The sequence below is a fragment of the Vibrio misgurnus genome, assembly GCF_029635775.1.
Classification (GTDB): Bacteria; Pseudomonadota; Gammaproteobacteria; order Enterobacterales; family Vibrionaceae; genus Vibrio; species Vibrio chanodichtyis.
In genome coordinates this window covers 905,225-925,780 of the sequence record NZ_CP113241.1, presented here as the reverse complement: position 1 = coordinate 925,780, position 20,556 = coordinate 905,225, and the positions used below count along the sequence as shown (strand labels likewise).

At 49.5% G+C, this 20,556-nt stretch carries 17 protein-coding genes; 6 read left to right on the top strand and 11 right to left on the bottom strand.

The window, feature by feature from the left end:
* Nucleotides 1-191: 191 nt before the first annotated feature.
* A complete protein-coding gene (locus OOK74_RS04420) occupies nucleotides 192-1,067 on the bottom strand; it encodes a Tim44 domain-containing protein (RefSeq protein WP_274722328.1) in 876 nt (291 codons plus the stop codon).
* 193 nt (nucleotides 1,068-1,260) lie between these two features.
* Between OOK74_RS04420 and OOK74_RS04415 the strand changes: the two genes are divergently transcribed.
* Together OOK74_RS04415 and OOK74_RS04410 are read left to right on the top strand one after the other, a co-directional pair.
* A complete protein-coding gene (locus tag OOK74_RS04415; RefSeq protein ID WP_166013246.1) occupies nucleotides 1,261-1,851 on the top strand; it encodes a TetR/AcrR family transcriptional regulator in 591 nt (196 codons plus the stop codon).
* Between the two features lie 13 nt (nucleotides 1,852-1,864).
* Nucleotides 1,865-3,736: an MFS transporter gene (locus OOK74_RS04410; protein ID WP_278183180.1), complete on the top strand. Its 1,872-nt coding sequence runs from the start codon at nucleotides 1,865-1,867 to the stop codon at nucleotides 3,734-3,736.
* Here OOK74_RS04410 and OOK74_RS04405 read toward each other — a convergent pair.
* From OOK74_RS04405 to OOK74_RS04375, 7 genes are all read right to left on the bottom strand, one after another.
* Nucleotides 3,733-5,001: a hemolysin family protein gene (locus tag OOK74_RS04405; RefSeq protein ID WP_278183179.1), complete on the bottom strand. Its 1,269-nt coding sequence runs from the start codon at nucleotides 4,999-5,001 to the stop codon at nucleotides 3,733-3,735. The genes OOK74_RS04410 and OOK74_RS04405 overlap by 4 nt on opposite strands.
* Nucleotides 5,002-5,153: 152 nt before the next feature.
* Complete coding sequence (gene menE / locus OOK74_RS04400; RefSeq protein WP_278183178.1) at nucleotides 5,154-6,587, bottom strand: o-succinylbenzoate--CoA ligase; 1,434 nt, start codon at nucleotides 6,585-6,587, stop codon at nucleotides 5,154-5,156.
* Complete coding sequence (menC, locus tag OOK74_RS04395; RefSeq protein WP_278183177.1) at nucleotides 6,563-7,561, bottom strand: o-succinylbenzoate synthase; 999 nt, start codon at nucleotides 7,559-7,561, stop codon at nucleotides 6,563-6,565. Before menC ends, menE begins: the two co-directional genes overlap by 25 nt.
* A gap of 143 nt (nucleotides 7,562-7,704) precedes the next feature.
* Nucleotides 7,705-8,571, bottom strand: a complete 867-nt coding sequence (gene menB / locus OOK74_RS04390) for a 1,4-dihydroxy-2-naphthoyl-CoA synthase (RefSeq protein ID WP_166013251.1) — start codon at nucleotides 8,569-8,571, stop codon at nucleotides 7,705-7,707.
* 24 nt (nucleotides 8,572-8,595) lie between these two features.
* On the bottom strand, nucleotides 8,596-9,387 hold the full coding sequence (gene menH, locus OOK74_RS04385) for a 2-succinyl-6-hydroxy-2,4-cyclohexadiene-1-carboxylate synthase (RefSeq protein WP_278183176.1): 792 nt from the start codon (nucleotides 9,385-9,387) through the stop codon (nucleotides 8,596-8,598).
* Nucleotides 9,377-11,089 (bottom strand): 2-succinyl-5-enolpyruvyl-6-hydroxy-3-cyclohexene-1-carboxylic-acid synthase, encoded by a 1,713-nt coding sequence (menD, locus tag OOK74_RS04380; RefSeq protein ID WP_278183175.1) that lies wholly within the window; start codon nucleotides 11,087-11,089, stop codon nucleotides 9,377-9,379. The genes menH and menD overlap by 11 nt, the downstream gene beginning before the upstream one ends.
* Nucleotides 11,089-12,393, bottom strand: a complete 1,305-nt coding sequence (locus tag OOK74_RS04375; RefSeq protein ID WP_278183174.1) for an isochorismate synthase — start codon at nucleotides 12,391-12,393, stop codon at nucleotides 11,089-11,091. The genes menD and OOK74_RS04375 overlap by 1 nt, the downstream gene beginning before the upstream one ends.
* A 212-nt stretch (nucleotides 12,394-12,605) precedes the next feature.
* Between OOK74_RS04375 and OOK74_RS04370 the strand changes: the two genes are divergently transcribed.
* The 3 genes from OOK74_RS04370 to OOK74_RS04360 all read left to right on the top strand — a co-directional run bounded on the left by OOK74_RS04370 (nucleotide 12,606) and on the right by OOK74_RS04360 (nucleotide 15,937).
* A complete protein-coding gene (locus OOK74_RS04370) occupies nucleotides 12,606-13,820 on the top strand; it encodes a pyridoxal phosphate-dependent aminotransferase (protein WP_278183173.1) in 1,215 nt (404 codons plus the stop codon).
* A 135-nt stretch (nucleotides 13,821-13,955) separates the two neighbouring features.
* Nucleotides 13,956-14,540, top strand: coding sequence for a 5'-deoxynucleotidase (gene yfbR / locus OOK74_RS04365; RefSeq protein WP_274722318.1), 585 nt, complete (start codon nucleotides 13,956-13,958; stop codon nucleotides 14,538-14,540).
* Between the two features lie 71 nt (nucleotides 14,541-14,611).
* Entirely contained in the window at nucleotides 14,612-15,937 is a 1,326-nt protein-coding gene (locus OOK74_RS04360) for an anti-phage deoxyguanosine triphosphatase (protein ID WP_278183172.1), read from the top strand.
* 103 nt (nucleotides 15,938-16,040) lie between these two features.
* Here the strand turns inward: OOK74_RS04360 and OOK74_RS04355 are convergent, their stop codons facing one another.
* Entirely contained in the window at nucleotides 16,041-16,643 is a 603-nt protein-coding gene (locus OOK74_RS04355) for a tRNA-uridine aminocarboxypropyltransferase (RefSeq protein WP_278183171.1), read from the bottom strand.
* 3 nt (nucleotides 16,644-16,646) lie between these two features.
* On the opposite strand from OOK74_RS04355, the gene rrtA reads away from it, so the two are divergent.
* Nucleotides 16,647-17,228 (top strand): rhombosortase, encoded by a 582-nt coding sequence (gene rrtA / locus OOK74_RS04350; RefSeq protein ID WP_278183170.1) that lies wholly within the window; start codon nucleotides 16,647-16,649, stop codon nucleotides 17,226-17,228.
* Here rrtA and rnd read toward each other — a convergent pair.
* Nucleotides 17,190-18,305 carry a ribonuclease D gene (gene rnd / locus OOK74_RS04345; protein ID WP_278183169.1) on the bottom strand — a complete coding sequence of 372 codons (1,116 nt, stop codon included), beginning with the start codon at nucleotides 18,303-18,305 and terminating at the stop codon, nucleotides 17,190-17,192. The genes rrtA and rnd overlap by 39 nt on opposite strands.
* Before the next feature lie 108 nt (nucleotides 18,306-18,413).
* On the bottom strand, nucleotides 18,414-20,114 hold the full coding sequence (gene fadD, locus OOK74_RS04340) for a long-chain-fatty-acid--CoA ligase FadD (protein ID WP_274722313.1): 1,701 nt from the start codon (nucleotides 20,112-20,114) through the stop codon (nucleotides 18,414-18,416).
* Nucleotides 20,115-20,556 lie beyond the last annotated feature (442 nt).

Here is a 20,556-nt window from a genome sequence, read left to right as displayed (position 1 = left end):
CCCCCTTTCAATTTTTGTTTAACTCTTGCAGTTGCCAGACCGCAAAGCTGTTTTAACAAATTGAAAGGGGTTAGATAACTGACTTATAGCTGAAAGCTTTACTGAACCCCCAGCCTAGCTGGGGGTTTTCTCTATACAAAAAAACACCCAGCGATGCTGGGTGCGTTACAAAAGCTTAATGGTGGCAGAGATTAACCTTGAATACCGACGATCAACCAAGGCGCATTTGGCTCAGTTAAATCGCGCTCTAAGTGCCATACATCATCAATATTCTCTTCAATCCCTTCTACCGCATCGCGATAACGGCCACTAAACTGCAGACTTAAATGGGCACGGTTAGCATCGTAATCGGCACGCACAATTTCAGCATCCACATACATCACATCAGTATGTTGTTCACCTGGGTAGTTTGCACGCTCCGCTTTAAGATCTTCAAACAAGCTTGGCGATACATATTCACGAATAGTCTCAAGCTGGTTATGGTTCCATGCCCCTTGCAAAATACGGTAATGCTCACGCGCCCCATTCACAAAGGCAACCCGATCAAAACCGGCTGGGTAGTTGTGAGGAACTTCGCTTTGCGCATCGCTGCCAAAACCGCTAGACACAGTTTGAGGCTGTTCAAAGTTGTGTACATTCGATTGCTCAAATGGGGTACGCTGCATACCGCCAAAAGCCGGTTGTGGCTGAGACTGATTCATGCTGCCCTGCTTAGAAGCCAATAGTCCACGCATCAATTTAAAGATCACGAAAGCAATTAGCCCCATGATCAGGATATCCATAAACTGGATACCTTCAAATGCACCACCAAAGAATGCGGCCAGTAAACCACCAGCCAGTAAGCCGCCGAGCAAGCCGCCCATCAAGCCTTTTTTGGCTGAACCAGCAGGATTGGTGGCATCTTTTTTTAAAGTATCGTTTCTTTGTTGCTGCTGTTTCGGTGCCGGAGCGGTTTTGTAACTCTTGTTACCAAACGATTTACCACCGCCGAATTTTTTGGCCTCAGCAATCGGGGTTACCGCAACCGAAACCATGATTAACGCAATGAGCGAAAACAAACGTTTCATACACTTCCTTAGGGGTCGATGTTATGGGGCTTTTGAGCTTATCTATCTTTACTGGGTCACTATAGCCAGTTCATCTCGCGATGGAAATGTTTTGCATTTATCGACATGTATCAGAATATTGCAAATCGATTCGTTGACGCTAGTTAAGGGGATGATTAGACTATCGAACATTGTTCATTATTGAATCCACATCATGGCAAGACGAAACGATCACACCCGAGAAGAGCTGGTGGCTCTCACCCTAGAGAGCGTCAAACAGTTTCTCGATACGCACTCTTATCATGAACTGAGCTTGCGTAAGGTCGCCACAATGATTGGCTATGTACCAAGCACATTGGTTAACGTGTTTGGTAACTACAACCTACTGCTGCTGCATGTGGTCGCGCAAACCTTAGATGAACTGGCACAGCAAGCACAACAAGCGCTAAAATCTACCCCCTACCCGAAAGATGCTCTCTATCAACTGGCTTATTGCTACCATAATTTTGCCAAGCATAACCCTTATCGTTGGCAACTGATTTTTGAACACAATATGAATGGTGAGGCGCTGCCTGAATGGCAAGCACAACGCATCGATAATATGACCAATATGTTAGAAGAATTATTGCGAGTGTTAGCGCCATTGCGTTCCGAGCAAGAAGTACTGCAAGCCAGCCGAGTGCTTTGGGCCGGAGTACACGGCATCACCATGCTGAGTGTGGATGATAAATTTTTTGCTAATCAACCGATGGATGGCCGTGCGTTGATTGATAATCTGCTCAATCACTATCTCGCTAACTGGTAATGCTTGACACACTATGGCTAATTTAACCAGCGCGCTCTTAACTGATCGCCGTTTCTTACCCTATTTCATCACGCAGTTTCTTGGCGCATTTAACGACAATATTTTCAAAAATGTATTGTTATTGCTGGTCGCGTTTGCTGGCACGCAAGCCTTACCGATCTCCAGTGATCTGTTTATCAATCTGGCCGCTGGGTTATTTATTTTGCCGTTTTTTCTGTTTTCCGCCAGCGCAGGGGTTCTGGCCGATAAGCTAGAAAAATCACGCTATATTCGCCAGGTAAAATTGCTGGAAATTGCGATTATGCTCGGTGGTGCGGTTGGATTGATGACGCAAAACTATCTCATCTTATTGTTACTGCTGTTTTTAATGGGCACTCAATCGGCCTTTTTTGGCCCGGTCAAATACGCATTGCTACCCCAGCATTTACGCGCCGAAGAGTTAGTTCCGGGCAATGCTTTGGTTGAAACCGGCACCTTTCTCGCTATTTTACTCGGTACGGTAGGCGCAGGTATTCTCGCCTCTGCGGAGCAAGCCCGCTATTTAGCCGCAGCCGCGATTGTGCTGTTGGCGCTACTCGGTTATCTGGCCAGCCGCAGCATTCCACTGGCACCGGCCAGTGCGCCTGATCTCGATTTTCGCTGGCAACCACTGACTCATACCAAACAAACCCTGCAGATAGCTCAGCGTGATCGCGCCATTTTTCAAGCCATCATGGCCATCAGTTGGTTTTGGTTACTCGGAGCCGTTTATCTAACCCAATTTCCGAATTTCACTCGCCTCTATTTGCACGGCAATGAAGCGGCGGTCTCTTTCCTGCTGGCTTTATTCTCGATAGGTATTGCGCTGGGTTCACTGGCTTGCGATAAGCTTTCTGGACATCGTATTGAATTGGGCATCGTGCCGCTCGGTAGTTTGGGGATGAGTCTGTTTGGCTACCTGATGGCGAGCGCAATCCCAAACGATCTTCCGCAATTTACCACCTTGAGTGATTTTGTGGCTTATGCCGGATTGTGGCCAATTTTTGCTTATCTGCTATTGATTGGCGTGTGCGGTGGGATCTTTATCGTCCCCTTATATGCCATGCTGCAACAACGGGCCAAAGCGACCGAGCGAGCGCAAATTATTGCAGCGTTAAATATCTATAACTCCTTATTTATGGTCGGCAGTGCGCTGCTCGGTGTAGTCTGCCTTTCGATATTGGCACTGACGATTCCACAACTGTTTGCTTTACTTGCCGTAGCCAATAGCGTGGTGGCATTGGCCATGTTGCGCCAACTACCGATTATTAGTGTGCGCTTTTTGCTGTGGATTGCCTCGCATGTTCTGTATCGCGTACGTTATAAAAATATGCAGCTGATCCCCGAGCAAGGTGGCGCGCTGTTGGTATGTAACCATGTCAGTTATTTAGATGCCCTGCTGTTGAGTGCCGCTTGTCCACGCTTAATCCGCTTTGTGATGCAAGAAGAGTACGCGAATTGGCCACTCCTCAAACGGTTTTTAAACCGCGCCGGGGTGATCCCTATTTCAGCCAATAATCGTGCTTCATTGCGACGCGCTTTCAATCAAATTGAACAGGCGCTCACTGCTGGCCAGTTGGTGTGCATTTTTCCAGAAGGCCATTTAAGCGCAGATGGCGAAATTCGCCCCTTTATGCGCGGTTTAGATCTGATCGCGCAACGCAGCCCAGCGCCAGTGATCCCGTTAGCCATCAAAGGGTTATGGGGAAGCTATTTCAGCCGTTATAAAGGCCGAGCCTGCCAAGGCGTGCCGCGTCGCTTCCGCGCACGCTTAGAAATTGAAGTGGGAGAACCAGTAGCACCGCAGCAAGCAACTGCCGCGAAGATGCAACAACAGGTTGCCGAGTTACGCGGCGATTGGCGTTAAGTTTCCAGTGACGTAGCTTTAACACTCAGCACTCGGTTATCTTCGACCATAAGCACTTCAAAGCGCCATTGTTGACAATCAATCATCTCACCTTGTTCAGGCAAACGTCCCAAATGCCAAGTAAGTAAGCCATTGAGGGTATGTAGTCCTTTATCTTCGCCCTCAATGTGCACTAAATCGAGCCGATTTTTTAATTCACTGATCGGAATCAATCCATCAAATATCCATCCATTTTCTTGCGGCGTAGCCCATCGGTAAGTGGGATCATTGGATAATTCACCAGCAATCGCTTCCAAAATATCGTGCAGAGTCACCAAGCCTTGAATATCACCATATTCATCGACAATAAACGCCATTTCGATACCAGACTCGCGGAAATAGCTTAGCAAACGAAGGCCACGCATAGATTCAGGAATATATACCGGCGTTTGGCATAAGCTCAAGACGACTTGTGCACTCAATTGATCGGCTTGTTTTAATAAGACTTTAGCTGACAGCGTGCCGACAATTTGGTCGATATTGCCTTGGCATATTGGAAAGGTACTGTGTTTGATCGAGCGGAGACTGTGAGTGAGCTGATCGACTGGTTGATCAATATCGATGAAGGCAATCTTACCTCGTGGCGTCATCATTGAACTGACCAAGCGATCATCTAACTGCAGAATATTACGTATCATCTCCTGCTCACCTTGCTCTATCACTCCCGACTCAGAACCTTCACGCACAATGGCATGGATATCATCTTCGGTAACAATGTCATGTTGATGTTTTTGTCCGAGCAATTTCAACACAACTTCTGTCGACCAAGAGAGCAATATCACAAATGGACGGGTTAATTTTGACAGCCAATAAATCGGCCATGCTACTAATACGGCAATATTTTCCGCCTGAGATTGAGCAAAACGTTTGGGAACCAGCTCTCCAACCACAATCGCAAAATAAGTCATCCCAATGATCACGATTGTGGTAGAAAATACATTAGCTTGATCTGCCTGTATGCCCCAGAGCACCATCTGTTGTGCTAAAGGCACCGATAATACCGCTTCTCCAACAATGCCACTCAATAAACCAATCGCCGTGATACCAATTTGAATAGTTGATAAAAAACGGGTTGGCGTGTGTTTAAGATCAAGGGCAATTTTAGCCGCTGGATGTTTTTCCGCTAACCGTTTCAATCGATTGGTCTTTGCTGCGACCAAAGCAATTTCTGACATGGCAAACAGGCCATTTAATACAATCAATCCAATCAAAAATAGTATCTGCATCGCTAGTTACTTCCCTGTACGTCACCATTTTCTCGCCATCACGCTAGCCCCCTAGCATAAAAATTTATCCGATCGGCGAACATCATATGCACTACCATAGCTACATTGTATTAACGCAGATGGTTCTCCCTTAATGAGCTAATAGTGCCCACTTACAGTATCGTCAGATTAGGCTGCTCTACCGCTAACCACGCTTTAACGGCGGCGCGTGAAACTTTAATGCCGCCATCTAGCAACGCATCAGGCAGCGAAAAGTACCCAATAGGCCATTTGAATTTTTCGAGTTTACCGTGGCAGCAAGCATCACCTTGTGCTTGACCCCAAGCTTGTTCAGTGCGTACCACCGCTACCGGACGCGCACCATATTCATCATCTTGAACTGGCACTACAATCGCTACTTGCACTTGTGGGTGCTGAATTAACACCGCTTCAATCTCTTCACAGTGAATATTCTCGCCACCGGAGATAAACAAATTGTCCGCGCGGCCATCAATCACCAGGTTATTTTCCTGCCAATGTCCAAGATCTTGACTATCAAACCAACCTTGTCGATCGGTCAGTGGCCGCAGATCTCCTTGCTGATAGTAGCCAGCAGCCAGCGTCTGCCCTGCGATAAAAATTCGCCCATTGATTATACGCAGCTCACGCCCAGCCAATAGCTGACCATTGCCCATCACGCCATCAACACGTTTCGCGGTCACGGTCGAGGCCGCTTCGGTCATACCATAACCAAGCCAAGTATCAATACCACGCTGGGCTGCAGCCTCCGCTAACGCTAACGGAATATGACTGCCACCGAGTAGCACCCGCTGCAAATCGAGCGGCTGTCCCCGGTCTAACAAACGTTTTAATTGCGTGGGCACTAATGAAGCGTGAGTCACCCCAAGCATATCGCGCTCAAGATCGCCGGTGCCGATCTTGAGCCTGGCCCCTACCGCTAGCCAGCGATAAATAATCGCCACGCCTGAGATATGGTACAAAGGTAAGCTTAACAACCAATTATCCGCTTGGCTAAAGGCAAAATCCGCCAATAAACCCTGTGCGGAAGCAAGATGCTGTTGATGAGTATGCGCTACCGCTTTAGCAACACCTGTCGAGCCAGAGGTGAAAATTAAGGTCGCCAAGGTTGCGGCACTGAATGGGCGAGAGGCTGGCTCTCCATGCACGGATCCACACTGCGGATCGGGCAAACTAAGTAGATAAGGCGCAAGCGGTTTCAGCTCTTCAGCACTCAGCGCGCAAGAAGGAGCCAACCAAAGATGTTTGACACTTTGCTCAGCATAGAGGGTGGATAATTTTTGCTGTAAACGAGCCAAAGGCTGCGGGGCGAGAAAAGCACATAATGCACCAACTTGCGTACAAGCTAAAAACCATAGCACGCTGTGCAGATGATTTTTGCCAACCAGCGTCACCACCGCTCCCGGTTGCACGCCTTGCTCACGCAGCGCATTGGCATAATGCCCAACCTGTCTATCCAACATTTGCCATGACAACGCATGCTCAGCATGCTCAAGCGCAAGCTGTTGTGGATCGCGCTCAAGCCATGCTTGCCACAGGTGATTTACTGGGTTGATTGCGCGCGCCATACCACTGCTTGATCTTGTAGTGCCACCACCGGCAATTGGCTATCGGGCCAAGGGGTTTCTAATTGAGCTCGGAATAGTCCAATCGTATCGAGCCCGGGCACTTGATCGGGCAGCAATTGCTGCGCCAAACGCGCCAATAGGTTCAGCCCTAAGCTGGATTCCAAACTTGAGCTGATCACCGCTTGCAAACCCAGCGCGTTGGCTTTCGTGACCAAAGCAGCAACCCGATACACCGAGCCAATCAAGGTTGGCTTGATCACCAGCGTTTTAGCACCGAGTAGATCATCCAACACAAAATCCGCATCCCGTACCGCCTGTTGCAAGGTTTCATCCCACGCAATCGCAATCCCGGTATCCATCGCAAAGGCAATGCTGTCACTGGGTGACTGACACGGCTCTTCCAAAAACGCGATACGGCTGCGCAAGGAGGGAGCAATGTATTGTGCGAACTTGAGCGCTTTAGCGGGCGTCCAAGCTCGATTGGCATCTAAGCGCAGAGTTAAATCCGGCATCGATTCCAAAAATAGATTGACTAACATACCGTCACGGATCGGCTCATACAGCCCAACTTTAACTTTAGCGACTTTCTGCCCCGGCAAATTATTCAGTACGGGCAGCAGTTCATCAGGATCGCCAGTACACAGTGGCGCAACATGATAATTACCTTGCATCGGCAGCGCTTGATCCAGCTGGTATTGCGCCATTGAAAGCCCGCAAGCCACCGATGGATACTGCGCATCCCAATCGATAGTTTGCCGATCCACCCACAACTCAAGCAGGGTTTGCGCTTGAGTCTCTGCCTGCGCCAAGGTTTCAAGGCTAAAGCCCGGTAATGGTGCGATTTCACCACGAGCTGTGCGGCCGTTTTCACACAGTTCAACAATAAGACCTTCACGCTGAGTCAATTTCTCATTGCGAAGAATGACGCCGCTATCCATCGGCAGTTGGTAACGATAGAGGGTTGCATGACGCATGCGAAGCGCTTCCTTATCCAAAACGACAAAATAAGCCGAGGGTTACTGACCATTGAGCACTCTCGGCTTATCGTCTAATCACAGAGCAAATAATCTCATACCAGTGTGGCACGATACCGCTATACCACTATGCCACTGTGTGATTAAGGGTTACGGGGGAATTTGTTAAAGTCTGGGCGGCGTTTTTCGTTAAACGCGTTACGTCCCTCTTGCCCCTCTTCGGTCATATAGAACAGCATAGTCGCGTTACCAGCCAGCTCTTGCAGACCGGCTTGACCATCACAATCGGCATTGAGTGCCGCTTTCAAGCAGCGCAGCGCCATTGGGCTATGTTGCAGCACTTCACGGCACCAACGCACGGTTTCTTTTTCCAACTCAGCCACAGGTACCACAGTATTGACCAGCCCCATATCCAACGCTTCTTGTGCATTGTAGAAACGGCATAAGAACCAGATTTCGCGCGCTTTTTTCTGACCCACAATCCGTGCCATGTAGGATGCACCCCAGCCACCATCAAAAGAGCCGACTTTCGGCCCAGTTTGGCCAAATTGAGCGTTGTCAGCGGCAATGGTCAGATCACACATCATATGCAGCACATGGCCGCCACCGACCGCCCAACCCGCAACGGCGGCAATCACCGGTTTTGGACAGGTGCGGATTTGGCGTTGGAAATCCAACACGTTGAGATGGTGAGTACCTGAATCATCACGGTAACCGCCGTAATCGCCACGGATTTTCTGATCGCCACCAGAGCAGAAAGCCTCTTCGCCTAAACCAGTGAGAATGATCACTCCGACTTGCTCATCATAGCGGGCATCACTCAGCGCGTGGATCATCTCTTTCACGGTCACGGGACGAAACGCATTACGTACTTGAGGTCTAGCGATGGTGATTTTGGCAATCCCATCTTGTGATTTGTGATAATAAATATCTTGATAATCACCAGTGCAATCTTGCCAAAGCACTGGTGCGTAGAGTTCTTGTTCAGAAATACCTATCGTTTTAGCCATGGAGGTTCCCATTGTGGTTATCACTCAATTGCAGCTTGAGTGGATCATCGCTTGTATAATCGCAGCCAACGCTTGCGGCTGTTCATGATGGACATTATGCCCCGCCTGCGCTACCTGACTGTAACTTAACCCGCTACTCTCGGCGAGTCGCTGAAATTTACTATCACGCTCACCACACACATAGTGGATTGGCAAGCTGAGTGCTTGTAAGGCTGGCAACAAATCAGGCTGCTTGGCCAAACTTGTCGCCAGTAACATATGTGCTACTGAGGCACCAAGATTAGCACTGCGCTGGGTAATTAAAGTTTGTCTTTGCGCAGCATTTAGTGAACTAAATACCGCTTGTTGATACCAATCGCTCAGCACATGCTCAATCGGTTGCTGAGTAAAACGCTCAGCCCACTTTCGATCATGTTGCCAGCGCGCCATTTTTTCGCTCTGCTCGGTGAGTCCAAAATGACCGGCTTCGATAATCGCACCGCACAAATTGAGCGATGCAAAACTCCCTTGCGCCAATCCATGCATGATCAGCCGCCCACCAAGTGAATAACCAACCAATATCACCGGCACTTCACCGGTGACTTGGGCTTGCACCGTACGTGCGATAAATGCCGTCGCTTGGTGAAAATTATCACAGTGTAGGGCTGGATTAGCGCCATGCCCGGGTAAATCCAGTGTCAGCACTGCGCAATTCACCTTCGCTAAATGTGCCAACAGCGGCTGCCAATCGGCACCACTACCGAGTAGGCCATGTACCAACACCACGAGCGGAGTTGAGGCGCTCGGTTTGGCAAAGTGTAACCGACTACAGAGCATCAATTTGCGCGCTCAGTTGCTTAATGTGCAGCGAGGCTTGCTGTGGCGGCGTTTTAACCTCGATCAACAGGGTACCCGAGCCTTGTGCCAAATGCTCTTCAACCAAGGTTTGGTAATGTTCCAAGGTTTGCGCTGCGTGGTAAGCCAGGCCAAACTGCTGCGCTGCATGTGCAAAATTCATCCCATGCGGCATTTGATACAGCGCCGCACGCTGCTCACTCGGCACCGGCAGTAGATCAAAAATAGCTCCGCCATCGTTATTGGTCACCACAATCACCGCCGGTTGTGGCGGCTGGCGCAGCAAAGCTAACGAATTGAGATCATACAAGAGTGAGGTATCACCAATCAGCAGAAGCAAAGGTTGCTGGCGCGCGCGCTGCACACCTGCCGCGGTGGCCACCAAACCATCAATTCCCGAAGCACCACGATTAGAAAAGACCTGACGCTGATTGACCGCACTTAACATATCGACTAAACGCACAATCAGGCTATTGCCTAAAAATAGATCTGCATCCACGGCGCGTTCGGTTAAATCCAGCGCCAACGCCACCTCACTTAATCCCGAGGCCGAGAAATGTAACTGGGCTAACTGGCGCACGGAGCGTGCGTAATCAATCAAGCCATTGGCCCAGCCTTGCTGGGTATTTTGTCCGACCAGCCGTTTACTGAGCAGCGCATCAACCCACACCGGAATGTCACACTGCCACTGCTGCTGCATGGCATGGTATGGATTATTGCGGGCAATTTGTGGGGAGATGTAATGATACTCGCCAGCGCCTTGCGCGCACCAAGCGGCTAACCATTGGCTTAAGCGTTTCGAGACGATCCGCGCGCCAAATTGCACCACTAATTGACACTGATTAAGCTGCTGACGTGCATTAGGATTTTGCAGCCACAAATCAAAATGAGCCCATTCACTGCTGATCCCCGATTGTGGATCACACAGCAGCGGCCAGCCCAGCGCTTTAGCAAAACGCTGCGCAGCTTGCGCTTCATCTAAGGTTAGCGAACCAACAATCACCACGCCTTTGCCTTGAAAGCCCTCGATCGAGGCCGGCACACTGGCCGCCGCTGGTAGTTGGATCTGCGTATAAGGCTGCGCTTGTTGGGACCAACGCTGCACGCTGTGTAAATAAGATTGATAGATCGCTTCATCGCCATTGGAATAGAGCGGTTCGGGGAAAGGGCAATTGATATGCACACTACCACCCAATCGCGCTTGCTGCGCCAGCACGTGATCAATCGAAGTCAGTAACCAAGGCAGTGGATGGTGCACAGCTGGACTCAGCAGATCAAGCGCGGCTGTAACGTGCTGAGAGAAAATGCCTGACTGCACAATCGCTTGATTGGCACCACAATTCACTAGTTCCGGCGGGCGATCCGCGGTCAGTACCACTAAACGCTCGCCAGTGAGTTTAGACTCGGCAAGCGCGGGCAGGAGATTGGCCACCGCCGTGCCGGACGTGACAATCACCGCTACCGGTTGCTGGCTGGCTTTGGCGAGACCAAGCGCCAGAAAGCCTAAACCGCGCTCATCATAATGAGTGTGCAGAGTAAAAGCCGAGTGAGCATTGGCTTCCAATGTCAGCGGCGTTGAACGTGAGCCGGGAGCAATACACACTTGCGTCACGCCTAAGCGGCTTAACTCTTCTAATAACACTCGACACCAAAGTCGGTTCAATAACGCTTGATCGTGCTCCATTAAGCGATCTCCACCGGTAAATGATCGCTGATCAAACTCAGCAAAGTCGCCAGCTTTTTATCTAATTCTTGCCATTCATGCTGCGCGACCGAGCCAGGTACAATCCCCGCTCCCGCATAAAGTTGCAGCTGATTTTCGGTCACCAGTGCGCTGCGGATCGCGACACAAAATTCAGCTTGAGCATGACTAAAATAGCCCATTGAGCCGGCATACCAGCCTCGGGCAAAGGGTTCGTGATTGGCAATAAACGCCAAAGCACTGGCACGCGGCAGACCGGCTACCGCTGCGGTCGGTTGCAAGGCTGCCAACAATTGTACGCCGTTAACGCCTGCTTTTAACTGAACATCGATGTGCTTTTTCAAATGCTGCACTTTACGCAGTTGTACCAGTTGCGCATCAGGTTGGCTGGCAATTTGCTCAGCATGGGGCGTTAAACTGGCGATAATATCCTCCACCACCAACTGATTTTCATTGAGGTTTTTCCCATCATGAGTCAACCAGTCTGCCAGTTGCTGATCTTGCTCGGCATCCACCCCACGACCAATGGTGCCAGCCAAAGCTTCGGTCTGTAAACTGCGCCCTTGGCGCAGATAAAGCCGCTCAGGGGTTGAACCCATAAAGCCGTGTTCAGGATCCACTGCCAGTAAAAAATGAAAGCTATGGTGATTATGCGCATGGCTAGCTTTCAGCAGTTGTGCAGCGCCAATTGGCGCGCTTAAATTCAGCGTGGTTTTGCGTGCCAACACCACTTTTTTAAACTGCTGATCGGCAATACCCGCCAGCGCTTTTTCAACCAACGCCTGCCATTGATTGGCATTCGGCGTATGTTCGAGCGTCGGCACTTGAGCGGTGATCGGTGCTAAAATCGGTACCTGTTGCTGCAGTTTTTGCAGCGCATGCAAAGTGCGCTGTGGTTGATGGTTCAAATTGACCGCCAATGACCACTGCGAATCCAAGCGGGTTAATTCAATTTGTGGCAAAAAGAAAAATCCAGCCATCGCCTGAGGATTTTTCGCCGTATGGCCATCAAATGAACGGCCTCCCCACACGCGCTGTTGTTCCCCCAACATCGCATAAGCCGGAGCGGGATCGGTAAAGGTATACACTTGACCTAACGCGACCACTTCTTCACGGGTATCACGCGATTGCCAATAAAATTTAGGGAAAATCGGCTGAGCGTCCAGCCAGTCAATCAGCGCAAAAGGTGGCTTTTCTGCCAAACGCTGAGTGAAACGAACAGTATGATCCTTCGCGCCTCGGATTTGCTCCATCAATTGAGCAACGGCCTGATAAAAATGCAACAAAGCGACCTCGTAGAGGGAGATTCGGTAAACAGTGGCTACTCTATTGAGAGAGCCTTATGAAATCAAGGTTATGGGGTATCTTTTCCTAGCGCAAGTGATCCGGTCAACCTAGTGTTGCGTGTTAAATTGTGACCTACTTAGATTTTTATTCTAAAAAATGGCAAGTTAGTGTAGTTTGGACAAGAGAACAGATTATTTTCAGGAAAATCACAATGCAAAATATCGGGATGTCGTCAAAACTCGATAATGTCTGCTATGACATTCGGGGACCAGTACTTAAACATGCTAAGCGCATGGAAGAAGAGGGGCAGAAAATACTGAAATTGAATATCGGCAACCCAGCCCCATTTGGTTTCGATGCCCCAGACGAAATCCTGGTCGATGTGATCCGCAACTTACCCACTTCACAAGGTTACTGTGATTCAAAGGGCATTTATTCCGCCCGTAAAGCCGTAGTGCAGTACTACCAGAAGAAAGGCATCCGCAGTTTGGATGTCGAAGATGTCTACATCGGCAACGGCGCTTCTGAGCTGATCGTGATGGCGATGCAAGCTTTGCTCAATAATGGCGACGAAATGCTGGTCCCGGCACCAGATTACCCATTATGGACTGCGGCAGTGGCTTTGTCTGGCGGTACCGCCGTACACTATATCTGTGACGAGCAGGCGGATTGGTATCCGGATCTGGATGATATTCGCAGCAAAATCACCAAAAAAACTCGCGGCATTGTGCTGATCAACCCCAATAACCCAACCGGTGCCGTGTATAGCCGTGATTTCCTGTTGGAGATCATTGAGATTGCTCGCCAACATAAGCTGATGATTTTTGCCGATGAAATTTACGACAAAGTGCTGTATGACGGCGCGGTACACACCTCGGTGGCAACCTTAACCGACGATGTGATGGTCGTGACCTTCAATGGACTCTCAAAAGCGTATCGGGTATGTGGTTTTCGTGGCGGCTGGATGTTTCTGACCGGCCCCAAACAGCACGCGCAAGGCTACATTGCCGGCTTAGATATGCTGTCGTCGATGCGGTTATGTGCCAATGTGCCAATGCAACACGCGATTCAAACCGCGCTCGGCGGCTATCAGAGTATCAATGAGCTGATATTGCCCGGTGGCCGTTTGCTAGAACAGCGCGATCGCGCTTGGGAACTGATCAACCAAATCCCGGGTATCTCTTGCGTTAAGCCAAAAGGTGCAATGTATCTGTTCCCGAAAATTGATCTAAAGATGTACCCGATTAAAGATGATCAAAAAATGGTGCTCGATTTCTTAATACAAGAAAAAGTACTGTTGGTACAAGGCTCCGGCTTTAACTGGCCACGACCAGACCACTTCAGGATCGTCACCCTGCCACACGTTGAAGATCTCGAAATTGCGATTGGCCGTTTCGAGCGCTTTATTACCAACTATCACCAATAAGCGATGTTGCCACCGCAAGCAGATAACTTAAGCGCTTTCGGTTTTAGGTAGGCAAAACAGGCTCTGTATCAGTACACTGAACAGAGCCTGTGTTTTTGTTACCATACTCTTGTCATCACTAAGGAAGTGTTCGCTATGCCAGAAAGCCATTTTTTTGCCCACCTCGCACGGATGAAACTGATCCAACGCTGGCCGTTAATGCGTTCGATCTCCCGTGAAAATATCTCAGAGCACAGCTTGCAAGTCGCGTTTGTGGCGCATGCACTGGCGGTGATCAAAAACCAGAAATTTGCCGGATCACTCAACCCCGAACGGATTGCTCTGCTGGCGATGTATCACGATACCAGCGAAGTGCTGACCGGCGATCTCCCCACCCCAATTAAGTACTACAACCCCGATATTGCTAAAGAATACAAAAAAATCGAGGCTGCCGCCGAACAGCGCTTATTAGGCATGCTGCCCGAGGAGTTGCAGCCAGAGTTTCGGCCATTTCTGATCTCTAATGCCGCGGATCCGCAAGAGAGCGCGATCGTCAAACAAGCGGATGCCATTTGTGCTTATTTAAAATGCCTTGAAGAACTCAGCGCCGGCAACCATGAATATGCCCAAGCCAAAAAGCGTCTCGATGTAACGTTACGTGAACGGCATAGCCCTGAAATGGCTTACTTTTTACACACCTTCGCACCGAGTTTTGAATTAACGCTGGACGAAATCAGTTAAGCCACGCTAAGTTAAATCGTAGTCAGTTAAGGTATTGTAAGTAAAAGAAAGTTCGTGCAAGGAGTAATGCGATGCAAGTATCCCTGAGCCCAGAATGGTTAGCCCGTAATAACGATGAGCACAAAATTCGCCGTGATGATCACCGCACGCCTTATCAACGCGATCGAGCGCGCATTCTGCATTCGGCGGCTTTTCGGCGCTTACAAGCTAAAACTCAAGTACACGGCACTAACCTCAATGACTTCCATCGCACTCGCCTCACCCATTCCTTGGAGGCCGCACAAATCGGTACCGGTATTGTTGCGCAGATCCAGCTAAAGCAACCAGAGTTTGCCGAGCTACTTCCCTCTGACAGCTTGATTGATTCACTGTGTCTCGCCCACGATATTGGTCATCCACCGTATGGGCATGGCGGTGAAATCGCCCTTAATTATATGATGCGTGATCACGGCGGCTTTGAAGGCAATGCCCAAACGTTTCGCATCGTCACTAGCTTAGAGCCTTATACCGAACACCACGGCATGAACCTTTCACGCCGCACCCTGCTTGGGCTGCTAAAATATCCTGCGCTACTGAGTGCCACTCGTGCCGTAACCTCTCCGGCCGCAGTGGCCCACCAACGTCAATTGAAAGCTAAAGATTGGGCTCCAGCGAAAGGCATTTATGAGTGTGATCAGCCAAGTTTGGATTGGGTATTTGCCCCGTTAACCGCAAGCGATCGCCAACGGATCGGCCAGATGCGCGATCAGCCAAACGCGGCGAATCAACATCGTAAAACCCGCTTTAAATCGCTCGATTGTTCGATTATGGAACTGGCGGATGACATCGCTTATGGGGTACATGATCTGGAAGATGCGATTGTCCTTGGCATGGTAACCCGCAGCCAGTGGCAAGAAGCAGCGGCCGCTCAGTTAGCGGAATGTGGTGATGCTTGGTTTGAAGCACACATTGCCAAGCTCAGTGATATGCTGTTTTGCGGCAAACATTATGTACGCAAAGATGCGATTGGCGGGATTGTCAATGCGCTGCTAACCAGTATTAGCGTCAAGCCGGTTGAGGCACCATTTCATAATGAGCTGTTGGCATTTAATGCTTATATTGAGCCACACATGGCCAGCGCACTGGAAGTGCTGAAACACTTTGTCAGCCAATTCGTGATCCAAATTCCACAAGTGCAGCGCTTTGAATACAAAGGTCAGCAGCTGATCATGGATCTGTTTGAGGCTTTGAGTGCCGATCCTGAACGTTTGTTACCACAAGCCACCGGAGAAAAATGGCGGCATGCCCAATCACAGCAGCAAGGCATGCGCGTGATCTGCGATTATATCGCCGCGATGACCGATGCCTACGCGCAGCGACTGCATCAGCAATTATTCTCAGCCCACAGCCATTATTGAACGCGCGACGCCCCCGCTCAGTAACGGACCGTCAGTAACGAGCGATAGAAAATGGCAACGGGCGATAATAGAAACTCACCATCGTCATCACTGGTCATCAGCGTCACGAGCGATAATTTTGCGCGAAGATCTCTGCGGGTATCTGCTCAATCTGATATTGGATCATGTGCTGAAACGCACTCAGTAGCGGTGAAAAATCTCGCTCCGGCTCCCAGTGCTGCAGCAGATAATAACCCGCTTCGACGGTGGAGAGTGCGGTTGCGCTTGGCGCTTTGCGGATCCGATACTGGCCAATCAACTCAGTAGGTAAACGTAAGCTGGCTAACTGGTGTAACTGGGTATTTATCTGCCACATTTTGTAGGCTTTTTTCCAAGTGCCATCGAGTAGGATCACGCGCTGTTTGCGCTGCGGATCTCGCGTCAGCAAAGTGCAATCTTGCGCCTTATGGCTAGGGTACAGCACAAAATGATCTACTTCTGGCTCCGCCAGCAATTGGTTTAGCTCTGCATGCTGGCGAAAATCCTCGCCCACCCACAGCCGACAGTTCGCCAACGATAAACTTAAGATCCGCGCGCTACCCAGTGGTCGCTTTTGTTCCGTAGGATGTTGAAGAATGATAAGCTCGACCGCACTGTCTAAGGCGACAATCGATGAACACAAACACGCTTTACGCGCTTTACCACACTCGGAACAATAACGGGACATGCTGTGAATCTTTACCTGCTGCTATTGGCTATCAGCCTATTAAGTTTAACTCTGCAATGGCCACCACTGCATGAGCTGACCCAGTGGCAGTTAAGCGCGATTCAACAAGGTCAATGGTGGCGCATCCTAACAGGAAATTTCGCCCACACCAACTTTGCACACTGGGCAATGAACCTTGCTGCGTTGTGGCTGATCTGCGGACTATTTAAACCCTGTGTCCGCCAACTGCTTATTCCAATGACCCTGATCAGCCTCGCTGTCGGTACGCTGATCTTGCTGTCTAACATTCACTGGTATGTCGGACTATCTGGCACCTTGCATGGTTTATTTGCCTACTACGCACTTAACGAAGTGTTCGCAGGCCGCTCCAGCAGTCGATGGTTGGTGATCGGCGTGATCGCAAAAGTAGCTTGGGAGTTAGGGTTTGGTGCCTCAGCCAGCACCACTGAATTGATTGGCGCGCAAGTTGCTACTGAGGCACATCTGGCCGGTTTAGTCAGCGGCTTAGCGCTGAGTGGCTACCATGTTGCGCGCGGTAAACGTCAATTACACCAATTGATTCAGTTTTTCACCAAGCAGCGGTAACCGCCAACCTTGCATCAAATCGGGTAAACGTTCTGGATCGCGATCGTGCTTCCATACCCAGCTCAACAGTTGATTAAGCTGCTTTTTGGAAGCCAAAAATTCGCTGGCTAATCCACTGCTGTGCGACACATTTTTCACTTCATCTTTCAAACGTTTGAACAGTTGCTTGTAGCCTGGGTATTCCATAATCGGCACAATTTCTGGCGGATAGGCCTCTGCCGGTGTCTCACGCGCAGCTTTAACCATGGCAATAATTTTGCTGCTATGGCGGCGGATAGCATGAGGATCCACCCCTTGCTCTTCCATCAGTTTCGGGCTGCGTAATGCCAAACGAGCGATAGTTAATAAATCGGCTTCTTTAATCACGAAGTTAAGCGCCAAATCACGTTTGACCGCTTCCTGATAACGCCAAGTGGCGAGTGGTTTAAGAATAGCGAGCTCTTTCGGTTTAAGCTGCCACGCCGCTTTAATGTCTAGATATGCCAGCTCCGGATTGCTGACTTTTATCCGCTTGGCGACTTGCTGTTCACTCTCTTGCAATGCAGCATCCCACCAACCGGCTTGGGTGACTCGCGCCACTAACTGCTCGTACATCGGTAATAGATAAAAAACGTCCGCCGCGGCGTAAGCCAGCTGTTTTTCGCTCAATGGCCGCGCTAACCAATCGGTGCGTGATTCACTTTTATCTAGTTCGACTTGCAGTTGATCTTGCACTAACGCGGCAAATCCTGTCGATAGTCCATAACCTAAAAATGCCGCCATAATTTGGGTATCCACCATCGGGAATGGTGTGCAACCAAACGCATTTTGAAACACTTCCAAATCTTCACCACAGGCGTGCAGCACTTTTAACACCGAAGTGTCTTGTAATAGCTCGACCAATGGGGTCATCTCAGCGATCGCCAGCGGATCAATCAGCGATAAATTTTCGCCATCGAACATCTGGATCAGCCCCAATTGCGGGAAGAAAGTGCGGGTGCGGACAAATTCGGTATCCAGCATCACCACATCCGCATCACGCGCGGCAAGGCAAACGCGTTGTAAATCGCTAAGTTGGGTAATAATTTGATAATTCACAGATAACTCGCTGTTGTTGTGCAAAAGAAGTGCATCCTCTTTTGAAAGCAGAATGCCGGCAATCACCGCCGGCATTCTGATATTAGAAACACACCGGATCAATCAAGCTTATGCGTTTTGCTGTGCTTGTGCCGATAATTGTGCGTCATTTTCTTCACGCAGCACCCGACGCAGAATTTTACCGACGTTAGTTTTTGGCAGTTCATCGCGGAATTCGACCTGTTTAGGCACTTTATAACCGGTCAAATATTGGCGGCAATGACTAATTAACTCATCTTTGCTCAGGCTAGGATCGCGTTTAACCACATAAATTTTGACCAGTTCTCCCGCCACATCATTTGGTTGACCAATCGCGGCGACTTCCAACACTTTGCCGTGCAGCGCAACCACATCTTCAATTTCATTCGGATAAACGTTAAATCCAGAGACCAGAATCATGTCTTTTTTACGGTCAACCAAGTAGAGCAAGCCTTGCTCATCAAATTTAACAATATCACCGGTCGCTAACCAACCGTCCTCACTGAGTACCTCTTTAGTCGCTTCGGGACGTTGCCAGTAGCCTTGCATCACTTGTGGTCCGCGTACTTGCAGCTCACCCACTTGATCGTTGGCCAGCACGTTGCCTTCATCATCCACAATTCGTACTTCAGTAGAAGGCACCGGTAAACCAATCGCGCCAGTATAATCACTCAAATTGTACGGATTACCGGTGACCAGTGGTGAACACTCAGTTAAGCCATAACCTTCGAGCAAATGAACACCGGTAGTCTTTTTCCAACGTTCCGCAACAGCACGCTGTACCGCCATGCCTCCGCCCACAGCCAGCTTCATGTGTTTGAAATCCAGCTCGTGGAAGTCTTCATTATTGACCAGCGCATTAAACAGAGTATTGACCCCAGTAATTGCGGTAAATGGGTATTTTTGCAGCTCTTTGACAAAGCCCGGAATATCACGTGGGTTGGTGATCAGTAAGTTGCGTCCGCCCATTTCAATAAACAGCAAACAGTTTACGGTGAGAGCAAATACATGGTAAAGCGGCAGCGCCGTCACCACCAACTCGCGCCCTTCTTGCAATACAGGGCCATAGGCACCTTTGGCTTGCAGCACGTTAGCGACCATGTTGCGATGAGTCAGTACCGCACCTTTCGCCACTCCGGTTGTACCACCGGTATATTGAAGAAACGCAATATCATCCCCCGACATCATCGGTTTGACGTACTGTAAGCGACGGCCTTTATACAGCGCTTTACGCATAGAAATCGCACCAGGCAGATCGTATTTCGGCACCATTCCTTTTACATACTTAACCACAAAATCAACTAGCGTGCCTTTGGCGCGTGGCAGCATTTGTCCCAAACTGGTTAACACGACATGCTTAACCTTGGTCTTGGCGACAATCTGCTCTAAGGTATTGGCAAAATTGGAGACGATCACGATAGCGCGCGCATCGGCATCATTTAATTGATGCTCTAACTCACGTGGCGTATACAGTGGGTTGACGTTCACCGCGATCATACCTGCACGTAAAATACCCAACAGTGCCACCGGATACTGCAGCAGGTTCGGCATCATCAGTGCAACCCGATCACCCTGTTTGAGCTTCAGTTCATTTTGCAAATAGGCGGCAAAAGCTCGGCTGCGTTCTTCCAGTTTACGAAACGTCATCACCGCGCCCATATTCATAAATGCAGGCTGATCGGCGTACTTCTGTACTGATTGCTCAAACATTTCGACCAGAGAGAGGTACTGATCAGGGTTGATGGTTTCCGGAACGTCTTTCGGATAACATGAAAGCCAGGGTTTATCCACGGTAATACTCCTCGTTATTGGCTGACGCTATTTTTATGATTGGTCATACAGCGGTCACATAAACATGCTTCGCTATTACAGCATAGCCGCAGTGGTTGAGCACGGAAGCCTCAAGCACGGGTTTAAATTTTGTTAACTAAGCCAATCATCTATGCCGCGCCTCATAGGTCGAAGATCAATGACTTAGCGTATATTGGGTACTGGTGCAGTGGCGAGAATCAACTCACAAAGCTGAGCGCATAAAGATTGCTACCGATATGTAGCACTCGATCTGACCAGTTCAGAGCGCGCGGCCCAGATTTGACCGCCCACTCAAGAAAGGCGGCACTATAACAATTTGCGATAAAAGCACCAAGCGAATGACCAATCCGCTTGGTTTTTTGGTGATAAGTTGAGCAAATAGCGAAAGCAGAGGCCATCTTGTCAGCCGAAACATTGGCCA

Coding starts and splice junctions, on each gene's coding strand:
- OOK74_RS04420 (WP_274722328.1), bottom strand. CDS start 1,067: ATGAAACGTTTGTTTTCGCTCATTGCGTTAATCATGGTTTCGGTTGCG.
- OOK74_RS04415 (WP_166013246.1), top strand. CDS start 1,261: ATGGCAAGACGAAACGATCACACCCGAGAAGAGCTGGTGGCTCTCACC.
- OOK74_RS04410 (WP_278183180.1), top strand. CDS start 1,865: ATGGCTAATTTAACCAGCGCGCTCTTAACTGATCGCCGTTTCTTACCC.
- OOK74_RS04405 (WP_278183179.1), bottom strand. CDS start 5,001: ATGCAGATACTATTTTTGATTGGATTGATTGTATTAAATGGCCTGTTT.
- menE (WP_278183178.1), bottom strand. CDS start 6,587: ATGGCGCGCGCAATCAACCCAGTAAATCACCTGTGGCAAGCATGGCTT.
- menC (WP_278183177.1), bottom strand. CDS start 7,561: ATGCGTCATGCAACCCTCTATCGTTACCAACTGCCGATGGATAGCGGC.
- menB (WP_166013251.1), bottom strand. CDS start 8,571: ATGGCTAAAACGATAGGTATTTCTGAACAAGAACTCTACGCACCAGTG.
- menH (WP_278183176.1), bottom strand. CDS start 9,387: ATGCTCTGTAGTCGGTTACACTTTGCCAAACCGAGCGCCTCAACTCCG.
- menD (WP_278183175.1), bottom strand. CDS start 11,089: ATGGAGCACGATCAAGCGTTATTGAACCGACTTTGGTGTCGAGTGTTA.
- OOK74_RS04370 (WP_278183173.1), top strand. CDS start 12,606: ATGCAAAATATCGGGATGTCGTCAAAACTCGATAATGTCTGCTATGAC.
- yfbR (WP_274722318.1), top strand. CDS start 13,956: ATGCCAGAAAGCCATTTTTTTGCCCACCTCGCACGGATGAAACTGATC.
- OOK74_RS04360 (WP_278183172.1), top strand. CDS start 14,612: ATGCAAGTATCCCTGAGCCCAGAATGGTTAGCCCGTAATAACGATGAG.
- OOK74_RS04355 (WP_278183171.1), bottom strand. CDS start 16,643: ATGTCCCGTTATTGTTCCGAGTGTGGTAAAGCGCGTAAAGCGTGTTTG.